Here is a 16,440-nt window from a genome sequence, read left to right on the forward strand (position 1 = left end):
CCCCCTTCAGAATACACCATTATTTGAGATAGGAGGTGTTCGCATGGCCCCGTCGATCATGCACGTGTCGGGCACCGTCACCAGCGACGTCGAATGCCGCTTCACCGAATCCGGCATCGCCGTCTGCCGCTTCCGCCTCACCGAGACCCCCAGCCAGTGGGACACCGCCACACAGAAGTGGCGCGACGGGACCCCGATCCGCTACGTGTGCACCGCCTGGCGCAACCTCGCCCGCAACGCCGCCGAATCCCTCACCAACGGAGTCACCGTCCTGGTCAAGGGCCGCATCACCGAGATCAAGGGCAACTCCATCTACCTCAGCGTCGACGACCTCGGCATCAGCCTGCGCCAGCGCATCGCCTACACCGAAGTCAGCCTCCCCCACCCGGCCGCCGCCCCGTCACCTCTCCCTCTGCGCCGCAGCCCGCTGCCCCGAGCGCACCCCCTCCTCCCACCAAACAGACCGGCAATCCCCCCCGCCTGCTGGGAAGAACAGAGGTCCTCCGGCTGGTCCAACGCCGCCTCCGGCGCCGACAGCTCCCCCCTTCACACCGGCCACTGACGCCCTACCCCTGTCTTCCCCTTCTCCACCCACCCCGGCGCGGCACCGGTTCGCCTGCCGGCGCCGCGCCCTGCCCGACAGGCCACCACGCCCGAACCCACCCCGTCCCCCGTGGCCCCCCGCGCCGACCGCCCGCTTCTCCCGGGACCAAGTCGCCGCCGACCTCGCCGACCACTCCCCCGCCGACGCCTGGCAGCGGCACGTGCGCCGCGACAACAGCAGGCACCTGCGCCTACGAGCACGATGAGGGTGGTGCCCAGACTCGACCAGACCGCGTGGCTGATGCCCACCTGCAGACCACGGGCGATTGCGGGCACGGGGCGTGTGCGAGGCGATGGACCTGGGCGCCTGACCCGGCGCGACATCCTGACCGAGCCAGAGCCGGGGCTGTTCACCTGCCACGTCCGAAGTCGTCAGGCGACGGCTACTTCATCCACAACGACGAAACGTACATCAGCTCACATCCTGCCCTCTCAAAGCCAACGAGGAAGGCCGCCGCTTCGGCGACCAGGCCGCCTCAAGGTCCCCGGGCGCACGGGCGTGTTCCCTCTCATCGACTGGGGCTGGGACCGGCAGCAGTGCGAGGCCTACGTCCTGGACCGGTTCAGCCTGCACTGGCCGAAGTCGTACTGTCGATCAGCTCTACGTTTGTTGATCTTCTCCAGTGGCCTCGCGAGTCGATCCGCTGCAGCCTGGAAGAGACGGCATGGCGATCGGATCTGAGATGAAACATTCCTGCGGCAGTGCAGTAATTGTGGACCAAACTGCAGTCTGTGAAAGCTCACGACTTCTGGATCACGCTCCAGTTGGGCGAGAATTCGGATTCTACCTGGGAAGAGGGCTCTATTCTGGAATTGGCCTGCAATACAGGACGGCCATTCAATCGTGGTGGCTTCCCTCAAACGAGGAGCGCTTGATCGAACTGAGCGCACTCTTGGATGCAATACTTCTATACGAGAACCTGTTCGTCCTCGCTTCCGAGAATCCACCAGACGGCGATCGACTAACTCTGCGGAGCGCTCTTCTCGATCGAGGAATCTTGCGAGTGTTGGATACGAGGCCTTACTCACATCCCATATCCTCCGAACTGGAATCCTTCCTAGCCAACGCTCACTCAACGGGTTACCGTCTGGACACGTGGCACAGCTTGGCCGATCCACGTGCAGTGGCTCAGACGGTGCGAGCCTGCCTCGAACTTTCCACACCCCCATCGGGGTGGAGTAGCCATTACGAGCCCAAAGAAGACCTCGCTGAGGGTCTACGCGGGGCTCTCGAAGGCGTGCTAGCCGACCGCTGGCTGGTCGAGCGCGTCAAGGAGCTGGAGCGCGAATATCACAAGGACCCTCTACGAGCCCTTGCACTTGAACTACTGGACCACATCGGCTATTTCGAAAGTGGAAGTGTCATCGCGGGAATTTCCCATCTTCGCACGTTCGTCTATTGGAGACTTTCTGAGCATGCGAACATGCCGTTCTCTCCGTCACTTCGCCGACTAGCTGAATACCATCGAATGACGGAATACGTCAGAGAATCCGCGCAGGAGCGCGTCTATGGTGCGGTAGCGGATGCGTTCCGGTCGACAGTAAGTGAAGTATTCGAGGGTGAGCAACCCGCAATTCTTTACCTTCCTCCCGCACTTGCCTTGTTCCTGGAAACGTTCCGCCGAGGGAAGGACATCACCAAATCGGTAGACCATCTAAGGGAAGAATACGCCCCGCTGCGAAAAATGCTTGCGAAATACCAGGAAGACATATCGAATAGCGCGACCTTGGGTCAAGCACGGACAGCAAAACGCAAGTTCAACGAGTCGCTCACTAGAATATCCGAGAAGTTCGATAACCCGCATCCAGCATTCGTCAATCAGGCGCTTGACATAGTTCCGAGCGTTGCAAGCATGGCCGCCGATCCGCTAAACGTTGAAAAGTACGCCGAGAACCTTGTCCAGCGCCCCGTTGAGTGGCTGAGAAACTGGTGGCTAAACAGGCCGCTCAGCCCAATATTCAAGCTGCGGGATCACCTGCTGGCGCTGCGAGACTACGGCAATCTCCTCCAAGAGGCGACCGGAATAGCCCTGCAAAAAGAACAGATCGGCATTGTCCTTCAAAATCACGTAAAAACAAACACTCTGTTTCGCCACTTGGGTAGAATCCCGGGGGCGGATCCTACGGATCCGCATGCGGAGTGAATGAACGCATATCTGTTCGGCCAGGCGGTCCCGACTGACAGCCACATCCAATTCGCCGACTCACCTATCCGAAGATACATGCTGCTATACAGTGCACCCGTGGTCCGGCAAGGCTGCTCCTGCTCGCTGTGTGTTTTCGCCTCCCGCCACGACGTACTGCTCTCCATCGGCCGGCGGCCGCGGCTGGCCGCCCCGTACGCTGCGGTGGGACAGGTGCGAGGAGACAGCTTCCGCGCCGACTGCCGCATCATCGATCTGATCCGGCACGCCGCAGCCTGCGCAGCGCCCGACCCCGGCGTGGCCTGCCCGGACGACGGCCTGTAGTTCGCGGCCCTCGTGGAGCAGGTCCGCTCAGCCCTGCGGGAGGGGCCGCGCAGGGAACCCGACCTGCGGCCCGGCGGACTCGGCGGTCGCGTGCGACGGCTGTGCCGGTCCGCTCTGAGATCTCCCGGAAGCCTCTGAGCTTTCTTCAAGGGCATACTGCTGATGATGACGACCACCCAGCGCCTCCTCGACCTCGCCGCGGCCGCATCGGCCGGCCACGACGAGGACCTGGTGCTGCTCCTGCGTGAAGCGAGCGAGCTGTACCAGCAGGGTTTTGCAGACCTGCGGGAGAGGGTGGCGGACCGCTGCGCCGGGCTGTCCGGCCAGGATCTGCTGGCGGCCGTGACCGCGGCCGGTGTGCCGTGCGACGCCTCTCAGGACCGTGAGGAGCTGATCGTGCTGCTCGCCCTGGCCGAGTGGGAGATGACTCCTGCTGCCCTGGCCTACTCGGAGATGGCGGAGGACCTGGCTCGCCGCGGGGTGTGTTTGCTTCCCGAGGAATGACTTCCTCTTCGCCCCAGCCGGGAAACCTGGGCAGCCTGCTGGACCCCCCTCTCTAACTCCTGCCATTATGTGAGGTGAGCCGGGCGGGCCGGCTCACTTCCGACAGGACGGACAGTTGTGCCATGACCTCGCGCCGTGAGCCTCGCCTGGCCGACGCTGCCGAGATCGCGGCAGAACAGGGCCTGACGCCAGCGCGGATCAGCGGCCTCTACAACGACCGCGCCCAGAACGGCTTCCCGGAGATCGCCGCCATGCGCGGCCGCGCCCGCCTGTGGGATCACGCGAAGGTCAGCGAGTGGTTCGCGAACCGCCCGCCGGCACGACTGCGCAAGCACACACCGCCCGCCCGTGACCCTCAGGACCTGCTGAACGCTGCCGAGGCATCGAGGTTCCTGGGGTACAAGAACCCCAACCAGGTCACCACCTTCGTCCGCGATCATCCCGGCTACTTCCCCGACCCGGATGTCGTCGAAGAGCTGGGAACTGCCGAAAACCCCTACCGCCGGCAGCTGTGGCGGGTGCAGACCCTGCTGGGCTGGATGGCCACCCGCCCTGGTCGCGGCAGGCAAGCCGGCGCCAAGCGCACGGCCCCCGCACTGCCCGACGTTCCCGTCGACGGCGATCCCGACGAGCTGCTGGGCGCGACTCAAGCCGCGGCGCTGCTGGGGTTCAAGAGCCTCAACTCCTTCTCCAGCAGCCTGTCCCAGGGCAACCTTCCCCTCCTGGAAACTCCTGACGCGCTCACCGACAAGGGCGCACGCCGAAGGTGGACGCGCCGACGGATCCTTCAGCAGGCCGCGCAACGGCGGGACACAAAACGGCGGTGAGCGCCTCTTCGCTCACCGTCCCATAGGCGCGGCATCCGGTTACGGGGCGTTGGTCCCTTGCGGGCCGGATGTCGCACGATGGCCGGCATGGCGTGGCTCGCCACCACGCCCCGCAGCAGCCCCGGCTGCTGCGGACCGGCCATCGCCGAACTTCTCCCAAGCAGCCGTTTGCTGTTCGCACCGCAGCCCTTGCCGTAGTGGTGGCGCACTCCCCCGCCGGAAGGAGAGTGCTCTTGCGCACGGGCACGCCCCTTGGTCGGGCCCATGGAGGCCGGTAATGGCGCGGAGCACGAGGCTGTTTCGACTTCGTGACCACGGTCGGCGCCTGGTGGTGGGGGGTCTGGTCGGGGCTCAGGGGTTTCCTCTGCAGCAACCGACGGTCTGTTCAGCAGACCGCCATGGCCGTGGAAGGACATGTCATGAGCAGCGCCGTAGGGAGCAATCCGGGAACGACATTGGCCCCGAGTCCCGCTGAGCCCTTGGCCCACCAAGTGCTGGCCGGGCTTGCCCAGCACCGCATCGCCACGACCAGCCAGTTGCGCCGGATGCTGCGCCCGGACGGCACACGACAGCTAATGTCCCGTGTGCTGAATAGGTTGCGCTCCGACGGCGTCGTCGACTGCATTGTGCTGCCCGGCGCGAGCCGCACCCGTACCCACGCCTGGTACCTCACGCAGGAGGGCGCGCGGCTGACCCGCGACCTGCCCGTCTTGCGGGGGCGGCCGCCCTACCCCATCACCTCCACCACGGCAGCGTCGCTGAAGACCCCGCATACGCTCACCGTCGTGCGCGCCCACCTCGCCTTCGCCGCCAACGCCCGTCGGCTCGGACACGAGCACGGCCCCTGGGACTGGACCCCTGAGGTGTCCCACTCCATCGGCGAGGGCGAGCGGATCGTGGCCGACGCGGTGATGTACTACACCGTCGTCGAGGGCGAACACCGCAGAAAGCTGCGCGCGTTCGTGGAAGTCGATCGCAGCACCATGAGCAGTGAGCGTCTGGCCGGGAAACTGATCGAGTACGCCCGCCTCTTCCAGTACGAGGCCCAACCCGTCGGCCGGCGCAAACAGAGCGCCACAGGACCTGGCTGGCTGCGCTGGTATCCGGCCTTTCCCCGTGTCCTTTTTGTGCTCACCGGTGCCTCCCGCGCCAGGCTGGAGAACCGGATGAGCGATCTGCAGGCGATGGTGGCTCAGCACCCGCTCGTAGCGGGACTCGCCCGGGAAGTGGGGATGGGAGCCGCCGTCTTGGAAGACTTGGAGGAGCACGGTCCCGCCCCCAGCGTGTGGAGGCCGTTGGCCGGCGGCAAGCCTCGCCCGTGGACGGATCTATGAGTCGCCCAGGTGAGCGATAGCAGTTGACCATCCTGCCGCCCCGGGACGCTACTCCCGGGGCGGCAGGCGTATGTCTCGAGCTGTCCTGGCCGCTTGATCAGCGTGCCCTCGCTGTCAGGCCCTCTTCCACCGCGGCGGCAGGAGCCCGTCGCCCGGCCACAAGGGCTGCTCGGCCGCGACGCCGGTAAGGAACATGCCGACGTCGGCCAGGACCTTCGTGCGGTCGTCCGGTCCGTAGACGATGAACTCCCCGGCTGCAGTATCGAAGGCGCGCACGTGGCTGTCGGGGCCGGTGCAGATCAGGGCCCGGGCAACGTCGGGCAGTCCCAGGCTGAGCGCGTCGCACATCTGGCTCCGCACAAGGTGCACCAGGTCCATGGTGACGCGCTCCCAGTTGCCGACGCTCGGCCAGTCGGCGCCGCCGTTCAGTTCGTGAGTGAGAGTGGCCAGCGGGATGATCTCGCCCGGCCGGCGTCCTTGGGTGAGAAGGCCGTGGATCCGGGTGCCGTCGGGCTGCAGGACGTGAGGGTGGAGCAGTGAGCCTGCCGCGACGACGGTGGTGTTGATCTCCTGGATCCCGGGGCCAGGGTAGTACGGCTCGTGCGCGAAAATCAGATAGACGTCCGGGGTTCGGACAACCGGGGTGCACTCGGGCTGGGACATGAGACGAGTTCCCTTCAACGGTGGTGTGCAGGCGTGTGCTGAGATACCGGACGGGTCGTCGGCCGAACGCCCGGCGGATGTGCGCTCACGGGCCGCCCGGGTTCACATCTGTCGTCCGCAGCGTTCCCTGTGACGTGCCCGGTGGCGATGCGCTGCAGGATGTGGGTGGGGGTGACCTAACTGGCAAGCTGGAGCATCGCCGGCTCACCGGCGACCAGTCCGGCTGAGGCGGAGCCTGGTCCCGGCTCCGCGCAGGTTCGCATCGCACAGCAGGTGCCGGCCGACCTCGCACGAGCGGCGCAGTGCGTTCGCAGACGAGTACGAGCCCGCAGCCAGCCGAACAGGTGCGGTCGCGGACGTGGCCGGCGCGCAGGGCGCGGGGCGCAGGCCCATGACGATGCCGTCCTGGGTGCGGGCCGTGACCTCCAGCTCGGCGGGCACCGTCTGCGGCTCGGCCGCCAAAGGGCGCGGGGGGCGTTCCTTCTTCCGCCGCCCGGGATCGCGGGTGAAGGGCTCGCGGTGTCCGGTCCCGGCGGGCGGCGGGGCATGGAGGGGGTCTGTCACGGGCTGCTTCTTTCTGGCTATTGGGTCAGGCGGAGGCGCACGTGGTGCAGCGGCCGTCGCCGTCGGGGTGGGCGCGACGGGGCGTGGGGCCCGGGCAGGTGTGGCACACAGGCCAGCCGAGACAGGTGGGGCAGAGGTCCTCGCCGGGAGCAGGCCCGGGAAGGCCGCAGCCGGCGCATTCGACGAGGGCCCGGTAGGTGAGCGCCTCGCTCACCGTGCGCGATGCGGCGCAAGACCCGGTCGGCTGCAGCGGCTGCGGGTCGTTCCAACCGGGTGTGTCGTGGTGGTCGGCCGCGAGGGCGGGCGGCGGGTAGGCCTGGGCTGCGCGCAGGCGGGCGGCGATGATCGCGCCGACCGTGGTCCGCACCGGGTTGGGCAAGGGTCGGTCGGCGATGACGTGCAGCAGCTGCTCGCGGCTCCAGCCGGCTTCCAGCATCACGGTCACGACGCGGCCTTGATCGGTCAGCGCCTGCCCGGTCAGCAGCAGCTCGGGGCGTTGTGCCCCGAGGTCGAGCAGCAGCCGGATGCCCGGATGCAGCTCATCCGCGGCGGGCGGCGCCGGCAGAGGCTTCGGCGTTGCCGGCTGGTCCGTCCGCGCGGGTGTCTGCGCGGCGCCGCGGCTGCCGCACGGACGGAGGGGTCTGGTGTTCTGCTTGCTGGTCTTCTTTCTGTTGGTGTTCTTAGTGCCGGGATCAGCCAACGTAGGCTCATCCAATCCTGGAAAACCCGACTCTGGTTGCGACCTGGGGTTTTGCAGGGCGGGCAGGTCGGTGATGAAGTACAGCGCCTGCCCGAGCGTGCCGTCGGTGTTCCGCTCGCGGGTGCGGCAGAGGAAGCCATATCGCTCCAGCTGCTTGAGCCCCGTGGTGACCGCGTCGACCCCCTCGCGGCCGCGGCGCACCAGATCGGCGACGGTGACCTGCCAGCCCTCCCGGTGCGTGCTGACGTACCCGAAGATCCCCTTCGCCTTGAAAGGCAGTCTGGGGTCGCGGAACAGGCCATTGGCGATCTGGGTGAACTGATCACCCGCCATCACCCCGCGCCGGATCCCCGCCGCGAAGCCGGCATGGTGTTCGTCTGCGATCGCGAGCGCGGTGGAGGTGGCTTCCCGCAGGGCGACGTCGCGGGTGGCGGCGGGGCGGTCGGTGATGGAGTAGACGACCTCGCCGAGCGTCCCGTCTGCCCGGCGCAGTCGTTCACGGACGAGGTAGCCGTACTGTTCCAGTTCTTTCAGGCCGGCGCGGATCGCCTCCCGCCCATCAGGACCCACGGCAACCAGATCGGCGACGGTGACCTGCCAGCCGTCCCGGTGCGTGCTGACGTACCCGAAAATACCCTTCGCCTTGTAGGACAACCGGCCATCGCGGAACAGGCCATTGGCGATCTGGGTGAACTGATCGCCCGCCATGACGCCTCGGCGGACCCCTGCCCCAAGACGGCTCACCGCCGTGCTCCCGAATCGGGCCGCACGCGGTAGCCAGAGCAGCACACCAGGCCCGCCGAGATGAGGCGGGCCTTGGGCCTGGGGGTGCAGGCGTGCGAGTACTCCATGCGGACAGCTCACCCGCCGGCCCCGACCAGGCTGACAGCCATGATCCCCGACCATCGGTCACGATCCAGCAACGAGCCGTCCAGCTGCCGCGGTCGGGCTCTTGGTCGGGCCGACCAGGCCTCCCCGCAGCGCGCACGCGGTGAGGGCGCAGGGCTTCGCCTGGACTGCTGATGCCCCGGCCGCGCCGTCGCGGGCCGGGCATCAGCACGCGCTGCTCGGGTCAGAAGTTCAGGCAGGGGCCATGACGGTTGCGCAGCGGTTGCGCACCCGACTGCGCAGCGGCGGACAGGCGATGCGCAATCGGCCTGCGCAACCGGTCGAGGATCCTGCGCAGCCTGCATGCGCGGTCAGGCTGCGCAGTCGGGCCGATGATTCCTGTTCTTCCGCTGCGCAGATCCCGGGTGGGGCACTGCGTAGGCGCCTGACGAGGGTCCCGGGAGCTGCCGTCTGCGCATCGCAGAGACCGGTGGACGAGCGTCGCGTGTTCGGCCAGACGCTCGCCCTGCTGGACCGTGGACCGGGCCCCGATGTCCCTTCATCCGCTCACCGCAGCCGTGGTCAGGCCTGTGGTCGGGCCGACCATGACCCCGACCATGCACTTCGTGTCCCCATCGTGACCTTGGTCGGGGTCTGATGGTCGGTGGTCAGGTCAGGGTCGACGGGTTTTCTCAAGGTCAGCAACATCCGGTACTGACCTGGGAGTTTGACCATGTCCCCTGGCAAGCAGGCCTCCAAGAGCGAGGCGGCTGCTGCAATGGCGGCCGGCGCACGGCTGGAGTTGATGCGGCGCCGGGTACGGCTGTCGCGGGTGGCGGTGTTGACCGCCGTCGCGGCCGGCCCCATCGCCCTGTGCGTCGCCGTCGCTTCCACCCCGACCACGGTCCAGGCGGCCACGGCGGCCAAGCCCAGTGCTGTGCGCACCGCGGTGGCCGCCGCCGACCCGGGCGGCTATGCGCAGCTGTTCCTCAGCGCCTGGTTGCGCAGCAGCGCCGGCGAGGAGACGAGTGCGCAGGCGCGGCTTGCGCACTCGATGGCGCCGGGCGTCGACCTGCCTGACCCCGCCTCCGATGCGCACCCGGCACCACTGTCCGTGACGGCGGTGCGCACTGCGCAGCGCGACGGCGGTGCGTGGTCGGTAACGGTGGCGGTGCAGTATGCCGACGGCTCCGTGCGGTACTACGCACTGCCGGTGATCGCCGACCGGGCGGGCACCTCGTTCACGGTGACGGGTGCCCCCGGCGTGGTGGCCGGTCCGGCCCGCGCCTCGGTTCCGAAGTCGCCGTACGGCGTGACCGTCCCCGAGGGGGACCTGTCCTCCGCAGTCGAGGAGTTCCTCGCCGCCTACCTGACGGGCGCCGGAGAAGTCGACCGCTACCTCGCGCCCGGCGTGACGGTCGCGCCGCTCTCCCCCGCCCCTTACACGGCGGTCGCCGTGCAGCAGGTGTCAGCCATCGAGGAGGCCGCGACCGCCGGGGAGGTACCGGCCGACGGCACGAAGGTGCGTGTTCAGGCCTCGGTGGAGGCCCGGGACGCCGCCGGCCGGTGGCCGCTGGCGTACGAGCTCACGCTGAAGGCCCGCTCTGGCCGGTGGGAAGTCGCGGCGCTGGAGTGCGGGACTGCCCGGGACGGGGGTGCGCGGTGAACACGGTGCACACCTTCATGCTCGCCGGGCAGCTGGACGATCTCGGCGACTCGTGGATCAACATGTTCAAGGACTGGGCGACCAAGGGCCTGGAGGCGGGTCTGATCTGCCTCGTCGTCGTGATCATGGTTCAGAAGTTCAGCCTCAAGGCCGGGATCGGGGCCATGATTTTGATGATCATCGCGCTCGGGCTGTACAACTCCCGCGACAGTCTCGCGAACATGTTCGTGGACGAGGTCAAGAACCCGGCCAAGGGCGCACACGCCGTCCCCGGCGTCGTACAGTCCGAGCTCCCCGCCTCCCGTGGCCATTCCCCGGGCGTCGGAGGCGGGCTGTGAGCGCGGCGGCGGCCGGCCAGGTCGGCCGCTTCTACACCGCCGCCCGCCGGCACCCCTGGGTGCTGGGCAAGGTCGCCGACTGGAAGATCCCCCTCGGTCCCTACACCCCTGCTCAGATCGCTCTCGCCGTCGGCGGCGGCTTCCTTCTGATCAAGACCATCAGCTGGTGGTCGTGGATGTTCCCGCTGCCTATCGTCGCGTGGGTGCTGGCTATCTGGGCGGTGCGCCGGCCGAAGATCCGTGGTCGAGCGCCGATGCAGGCCGCGTTGGGCTGGGTGCTGCTTCTCTGGCAGCCGCGCGGGGGGCGGATCGGCGGGCGGGCCGCCCGCGACCGCGCTGCCCGCCCGCTGCTCGGCGGCTTCACCATCGAGGAGGCACCCGCACCCGGGACTGCTGCGCAGGCCGCGCCCTGCCGGCAGGTTCAGCGGCGTCCATCCCGGGCGCCGCACCCGAGCCCGGCCCCAGGCCCCTCGTTGGCACCCCGTCGCGCACTGTCGGTTGCTGCTGCGGTGGCAGCGGGGCCGGTGTCGGGTGTGCAGCAGCTGTTCACGCTCGCCCAGCAGGGGGGTGCCCGTTGAGGGTTCCGATCCGTCATATCGCCGGGCACCTGGTGTGGTCGACGCAGGGCAGCGTGTGGGCCGTCTACCGCCTTCACCCCGGCCCGGACGCGCAGGGACAGCGTGAGGAGACCGTCCAGGGCACGTACGTGCCGGCGGCGGTCCGCGACGAACAGCTCGCCAAGATCACACATCTGATGCGGTCGCTGTCCGGGGCGCCCAGGTTGTTCGGTCTGTGCGCGCAGGTCGACCCGGGTGAGATCGCCCTGAAGATGATTGAGGGCATCGAGCCGGCCAAGCAGGCACCCGGTTCGGGCCGGCATCCGTGGGTGGAGAACGTCGAGGCCACCCTGGACCTGCTGGACGACCAGGAGATGCACCGCCGCACCCTGTGGCTGGCCGTGCCGTTGCAGGCCGAGACAGGCGGCCTGCAGGTGTCGGCCTCGCTCGGTGCGGCGTGGGCCGAGATCGCGCCGATGCTCGGCATGCGCCCGGCACCGGTGGCACGGCGTGAGGTGACCGCCTACCGCCAGCAGGCCTCCCGGGTGGAAGCCGCGCTCGCCGGTGGCATCGCCTTCCGACCGGCCCGCCCGGCGGAGATCGTGTGGATGATCCAGCACGCCCTCCACCGCGGCCTGGCCGAGCCGCTGCTGGCCGAGGCCGAGGCCAGTGAGCTGTATGGCGGGAAGATCCGGGACGGGGTGCTGCGCTCCCCCAGCTATGCCGACCTCGGTCAGGTCCGCCTGCAGGAGGGCGGCATTGACCCCGAGCTCGACGACGTCGACGGGCTCAAGAGCACGGGCAGCATCACGCGGTCGGGCCGCACGGCCTGGTGGCGAGTGAATACCGGCTCGCCGCTCGGCCGGCGCTGGCTGCAGGTCGAGTCCGACGCCGGGGTGGGCTATCAGGCGCAGCTGGCGCTGGCCGAGTGCCCGCCCGCGGTCAGCCAGGACGCCGCCGACCTGTTCGCCCAGTTGGAGATGCTCGACTTTCCCGTCGACTACACCGTCGACCTGACGCTCGTGCCCGCGGAGAAGGCCCGCGACCAGGTGCGCCGCAAGAAGAACGAGCTGATCGACCAGGCCGAGCAGTACGACGCCCGCCCGACCGGGATGCCCGCCTCCCTCACCGAGGCCGCCCGCGACCTGGGCGAGCTGGATGCCCGCCTGTCCCGCACCTCCGTGGAGGTGGAGGTGCAGTCGGTGACCGTGCTGACGGTGTGGGGGCCGAGCGCCGCCGTGTGCGACGCGAGGGCGCGGGCGCTGGCCGCGCTGCTGGCGGGTGCCGACTACCGCGCCGTGCGCCCGGCCGGCCTGCAGGAGGCCCTGTTCACCCTCGGCTTGCCCGGCACCGTGCGTCCGGGTGTGGTGCGGGAGTTCACCCAGCACCAGGTCAGCGAGGACTGGGCGCTGTCGGGGGCCTTCACCGCGGCTGAGGTCGGCGACCCGAACGGGATGTTCCTCGGCATCGACCTGGACTGCGGCACCACTCGCCCCGTCATGATCAATGTGGCCGATGCGCCCAAGGTCGACGCATCGGCGTCCATGGGGATCGTCGGGGACCTCGGCGCGGGCAAGAGCGTGCTGCAGAAGCTGATCGCGGAAGCGGTATGGGCGCGCGGTGGCTGCGCGATCTGCATCGACCGCACCCCCGTGCGCGAGTGGGCCGCCTTCGCCCGCACCGCCGCCCAAGGCCGTGTCCAGATCATCGATGCCGCCCAGGCCGAAGTGTCCATTGACCCGCTTCGGATGTTCACCGGGCCGGAAGGCCGCCACTACGCCCTGTCCTACCTCACCCTGCAGCTCGGCATCGGCCCGATGAGCACCAGCGGCGAAGTCCTCCACCACGCTGTCGAGCAGGCCGCCCTCAGCGACGCGCCCTCCATGCACCGCGTCCTTAAGGTCCTCGAAGAAATGGCCACGCGCGAGACGGGCAAACGGCAGGATGCGGCCGCCACCCTCGCCGGCCTCATCCGCGTCGTCGCCGCCAACACCCTGGCCCGGATGGTCTTCGACCCGACGCTGCCGCCGGTCAGGTTGGACGCCTCGTCCGCCTCCGACATGATCGTGATCACCACGACAGGGCTGAAGCTGCCGCCTAAGGCCGCGTTCGACAAGCCCGAGGTCTTGCACCAGCAGCCGCTGGAGGCGCTGATCGGCCGAGCGGTGCTCTACCTGATCGCCGCGATCGCCCGGCAGACCGCGTTCGAGGACCCGGCGCGGTTCACAGCTGTGGTGCTGGACGAGCTGTACTGGCTGACCAGCTCGGCCGAGGGCACTGCCCTGGTGCACGAGATCCTTCACGACGGCCGCAAGCACGGCGCAGGGCTCATTGCCGGATCTCACGACGCCGTTGAACTCGGCCCGGACCGCGGGCTGATGGCCTACCGGGCACTCGCCCGCACCGCCGACCGCGAACGTGCTCGCCGGGGCCTGGAGTTCATCGGTCTCGACCCGAACGACGACGAGCTGGTGCGGCTGGTGACGACTGGTCTGTCCCCGGTCGGTCACAAGGGCCGGGAGGGCGAGTTCCTGCTGACCTGCCCCCGGCAGAACACCGGCCGCATCAAGGTCTCCATCCCCCGCATCCCACGGATCGCCACCTCCATCACCACCACGCCCGGACGCCGCACGAGCGCTGTCTCCCCCTCCGTGCCGGATCCGCTGTCCGGCGAGGCCGTGGAGGCACGTCTGAAGGAGCACGCCTGATGGCCACGTCTTCCTGGGACCGCTCCCGGCGCGTCGCGGCTGCCGCGAGCGTCCTCACCGTGATCGCCCTTGTGGCCAGCGCGGTCATCTTCGCTCTCTGCGTGTCCGTGCCGGAGACGTGGTGGCCGCACACCGGACAGGGGTTCGCCGCCGACTCCCGCGCCGCCCACCAGGACCCCTGCGCTCGAATCATCGGACCGGCCAAGGCGTACTGCGAGCGGGGCACCACGACGACCGCGGGCAACAAGCGGGACGTGGCCGGTGGCGTGCGGAGGCTGGGGACTGCCGGTGCGGCTGTGGCCGCCCTGGTGATGTGGCGGCGGCGTGCGGCTGGGCAAAGGCGGCGCTGAAGTGTTCCGTCCAGACCGGGCGACTTGGCGTTCGGCCGGCTTCGTCGTGCTGCTCACCGGCGTGTTCCTTCTGGTGAACACCCAGGTGGTGTACGCGGCCGGCAGCAACAGCGAGAGCTCAGACCTGCTCGCCCCACTGAACATCACCTCCTCCGAGGGGGTGCCGATCGACGGATACGAGCTGAATGCCGAGGGCGGATCCATCGTCGCCTTCAAGACGCAGGCCCTGGCCTTCGCCCTGTCGGGACTGTTCACTCTGATCCGGCTTCTGGTCGGGCTGGCGGGTTGGGCGATCGAGGTCGCTTTCCGGTTCCCGCTGCTGAAGATCCTGACCAAGCCCGCGCAGAAGGTCGCCGACACCTACGACAACGTGGTGGTCGACACCCTGGGGTTGAAGGGTCTGCTGCTGGCCTGGGCGTTCGTCTTCGCCGGGTTCATGATCGTGCGCGGTCGGGTCGGCCGCGGTCTGGGCGAAATCTTCCTCACCCTGCTCATCGGGGCGATCGCCGCCTCAACTCTCATCCGCCCCGACACCCTGCTCGGCCCTCACGGCCCTCTGGGCCAGTCCCAGCAGGTGGCCGCCGAGGTCGCCCAGCAAAGCGTCAACTCCTACGACTGGGGCGGCAAGCTCGCCAGCAAGGCTCCCTGTGACGGCATGGCCGGCCATCAGGAGACCAAGTGCATGCAGCGCGATGGGGAAGGCCCGGTCTCAGCTCAGGAGGTGGCCCGGCCCATCCAGGATTCGATCACCAACGCTCTCGTCGTGAAGCCATACATGCTGCTGCAGTACGGACGCATCCTCGACCCGGCCCAGGAGACTGACCGCAAGGCGTATGCCGTCCACCTCAAATGGATCACCGGCGGGTACAAAGCAGGCAACGTCAAGGTCTCGGCCCACGGCAAGGACGTCTGCCGCAAGATCCGCGGCCCCGGCAGGAAGTACTGCGAGCGCGGCTTTGAAGCGGGAGTGCCGAGCGGGGAGGACACCGAGGACGATCTGCCGGCCCTCACACCCGGCGGGGAACTGCTCGATTCATCGAATGCGCTCGTCACAGACGAGGACCGTGAGTTTGCCGCCTTCCTCGCGGACATGAAACGGGCCGGCACCGTCGGCACGTCGTGCGCCGCCTACGCCGAGAAGCCCACCTGGTGGCGAGTCGGCGGCGCCGCCCTCCTGCTGATCGCCGCCCTGTTCATCTGCGGCATGCTCCTGTCCAGCGCCATCGTGTTGCTCGGCACCCAGGGCGTCTGCGCGGCCGCGGCGGCCGCCGGCGGCATCACCTTCGTCGCGGGCATGCTGCCCGGGCCCGCGCGGCAGAGCGTGTGGAAGTGGCTGTCCCTGTGGGGCATCGCGGTCCTGGCCGTGGTCGGGATCTGCGCATTCATCCCTTTCTTCGGGATCGCCGTCGACGCCACCATCACCAACGGGCCCGACCTGATGGTGGAGCGGATCCTGCTCATCGATGTCCTGGCCATCGCCGGCGCGGCTGGGCACCGCAGGCTCCTGACCGGCATAACCTCCTTCGGCCGGCGGATGGCCATGCGGATGCGCTACGCCAAGGTCGGCGGAACCCACATGCCGGGCGACACCTCCGAGCTCGGCGCAGCGCTCGCCATGAACTCCCCCAGCGCAAGCGGACACAGCGCAGGGCTGCGCGCCTTCACCAGCGGTGGTGGCGGCCGGTTCGGGATGCTCGGCACCCGCCAGCGGCTGATGGGCGCACTCACCCCGCTGTTCGACGGCGCCGGCATGCCGGTGGACACCGGGGGGATCCTCGCCGATGCCACCGCCGAAGCCAGGCGCGGCCTGGCCCCGCTCACCGCAGCGGCGGCCATGGGCGGGCTGGGCGCACGGCTCGGCGCCAAGGGCGCGCAATGGCTGCTGATCGGCCGCCGGCCGGACAGGGAGCAGTTGGCCAAGTGGCGCAAGCCCACCGCCGACGGCGACCCCGGTGCGGGCGGCCCGTCGGACGGCGGGGACGGTGGGTCCCGCGGCACCGGGCCGCGTCGGCCCTCAGGCCCGCCCGACCGGTATCGCAACGAGCAGGGGCAGGTCGTCGACCGCAACACCGGCCAGGTGCTGCACGACCAGAACAGCGACCGCACGCTGCTGTCGACCCGGGCCCACAACCGGCTAGTCCGCTTCCGCGGTTACCGGATCCTGCACCGCGGCGGCCGGGCTGCATACGGGGCGACGGTCGGACTGCCGACGAACTTCCGCCGCGCACGGGCAGGAAGCTCTCGCTACACCCAGGACGCCCGCCAGCAGGTGCGGGTGTGGGGCAACACCGTTCGCGAGGACGGCCGGGCCTGGTCAGACACGGGGCGCC

15 protein-coding genes are annotated in these 16,440 nt (G+C 68.9%); 12 read left to right on the forward strand and 3 right to left on the reverse strand.

The annotated features are described in order from the left end of the window. The first annotated feature begins 43 nt into the window (after window positions 1-43). The 6 genes from C3489_RS29000 (at window position 44) to C3489_RS29030 (ending at window position 5,736) form a co-directional block, all read left to right on the forward strand. Window positions 44-562 (forward strand): single-stranded DNA-binding protein, encoded by a 519-nt coding sequence (locus tag C3489_RS29000; protein WP_103785042.1) that lies wholly within the window; start codon window positions 44-46, stop codon window positions 560-562. A 706-nt stretch (window positions 563-1,268) separates the two neighbouring features. After that, window positions 1,269-2,747 carry a hypothetical protein gene (locus tag C3489_RS38425; RefSeq protein ID WP_146075366.1) on the forward strand — a complete coding sequence of 493 codons (1,479 nt, stop codon included), beginning with the start codon at window positions 1,269-1,271 and terminating at the stop codon, window positions 2,745-2,747. 99 nt (window positions 2,748-2,846) lie between these two features. Further along, entirely contained in the window at window positions 2,847-3,071 is a 225-nt protein-coding gene (locus C3489_RS29015; RefSeq protein WP_146075367.1) for a hypothetical protein, read from the forward strand. Between the two features lie 165 nt (window positions 3,072-3,236). After that, entirely contained in the window at window positions 3,237-3,575 is a 339-nt protein-coding gene (locus C3489_RS29020) for a hypothetical protein (protein ID WP_258055004.1), read from the forward strand. Between the two features lie 122 nt (window positions 3,576-3,697). Beyond that, window positions 3,698-4,402, forward strand: a complete 705-nt coding sequence (locus tag C3489_RS29025; protein WP_103785046.1) for a hypothetical protein — start codon at window positions 3,698-3,700, stop codon at window positions 4,400-4,402. 419 nt (window positions 4,403-4,821) lie between these two features. Then, entirely contained in the window at window positions 4,822-5,736 is a 915-nt protein-coding gene (locus C3489_RS29030) for a replication-relaxation family protein (RefSeq protein WP_103785047.1), read from the forward strand. Between the two features lie 114 nt (window positions 5,737-5,850). Here C3489_RS29030 and C3489_RS29035 read toward each other — a convergent pair whose 3' ends face one another. The 3 genes from C3489_RS29035 to C3489_RS29045 form a co-directional block, all read right to left on the reverse strand. Then, entirely contained in the window at window positions 5,851-6,399 is a 549-nt protein-coding gene (locus C3489_RS29035) for a hypothetical protein (RefSeq protein ID WP_103785048.1), read from the reverse strand. Window positions 6,400-6,603: 204 nt separating this feature from the next. Beyond that, window positions 6,604-6,963 carry a hypothetical protein gene (locus C3489_RS29040; RefSeq protein WP_146075368.1) on the reverse strand — a complete coding sequence of 120 codons (360 nt, stop codon included), beginning with the start codon at window positions 6,961-6,963 and terminating at the stop codon, window positions 6,604-6,606. 25 nt (window positions 6,964-6,988) lie between these two features. Next, window positions 6,989-8,371, reverse strand: coding sequence for a hypothetical protein (locus C3489_RS29045; protein WP_374936787.1), 1,383 nt, complete (start codon window positions 8,369-8,371; stop codon window positions 6,989-6,991). 853 nt (window positions 8,372-9,224) lie between these two features. On the opposite strand from C3489_RS29045, the gene C3489_RS29050 reads away from it, so the two are divergent. From C3489_RS29050 to C3489_RS29075, 6 genes are all read left to right on the forward strand, one after another. Further along, window positions 9,225-10,157: a conjugal transfer protein gene (locus C3489_RS29050; RefSeq protein ID WP_103785051.1), complete on the forward strand. Its 933-nt coding sequence runs from the start codon at window positions 9,225-9,227 to the stop codon at window positions 10,155-10,157. Next, window positions 10,154-10,495, forward strand: a complete 342-nt coding sequence (locus C3489_RS29055; RefSeq protein ID WP_103785052.1) for a hypothetical protein — start codon at window positions 10,154-10,156, stop codon at window positions 10,493-10,495. The genes C3489_RS29050 and C3489_RS29055 overlap by 4 nt, the downstream gene beginning before the upstream one ends. After that, window positions 10,492-11,073, forward strand: coding sequence for a hypothetical protein (locus C3489_RS29060; protein ID WP_103785053.1), 582 nt, complete (start codon window positions 10,492-10,494; stop codon window positions 11,071-11,073). Before C3489_RS29055 ends, C3489_RS29060 begins: the two co-directional genes overlap by 4 nt. After that, window positions 11,070-13,760, forward strand: coding sequence for an ATP-binding protein (locus C3489_RS29065; RefSeq protein WP_103785054.1), 2,691 nt, complete (start codon window positions 11,070-11,072; stop codon window positions 13,758-13,760). The genes C3489_RS29060 and C3489_RS29065 overlap by 4 nt, the downstream gene beginning before the upstream one ends. Continuing rightward, on the forward strand, window positions 13,760-14,110 hold the full coding sequence (locus C3489_RS29070; RefSeq protein WP_103785055.1) for a hypothetical protein: 351 nt from the start codon (window positions 13,760-13,762) through the stop codon (window positions 14,108-14,110). Before C3489_RS29065 ends, C3489_RS29070 begins: the two co-directional genes overlap by 1 nt. A 1-nt stretch (window position 14,111) precedes the next feature. Continuing rightward, window positions 14,112-16,440, forward strand: a 2,329-nt coding sequence (locus C3489_RS29075; RefSeq protein ID WP_103785056.1) for a hypothetical protein, incomplete at its 3' end; no start/stop codon positions are given.

Source organism: Streptomyces sp. Ru71 (assembly GCF_002920535.1).
Taxonomy (GTDB): domain Bacteria; phylum Actinomycetota; class Actinomycetes; order Streptomycetales; family Streptomycetaceae; genus Streptomyces.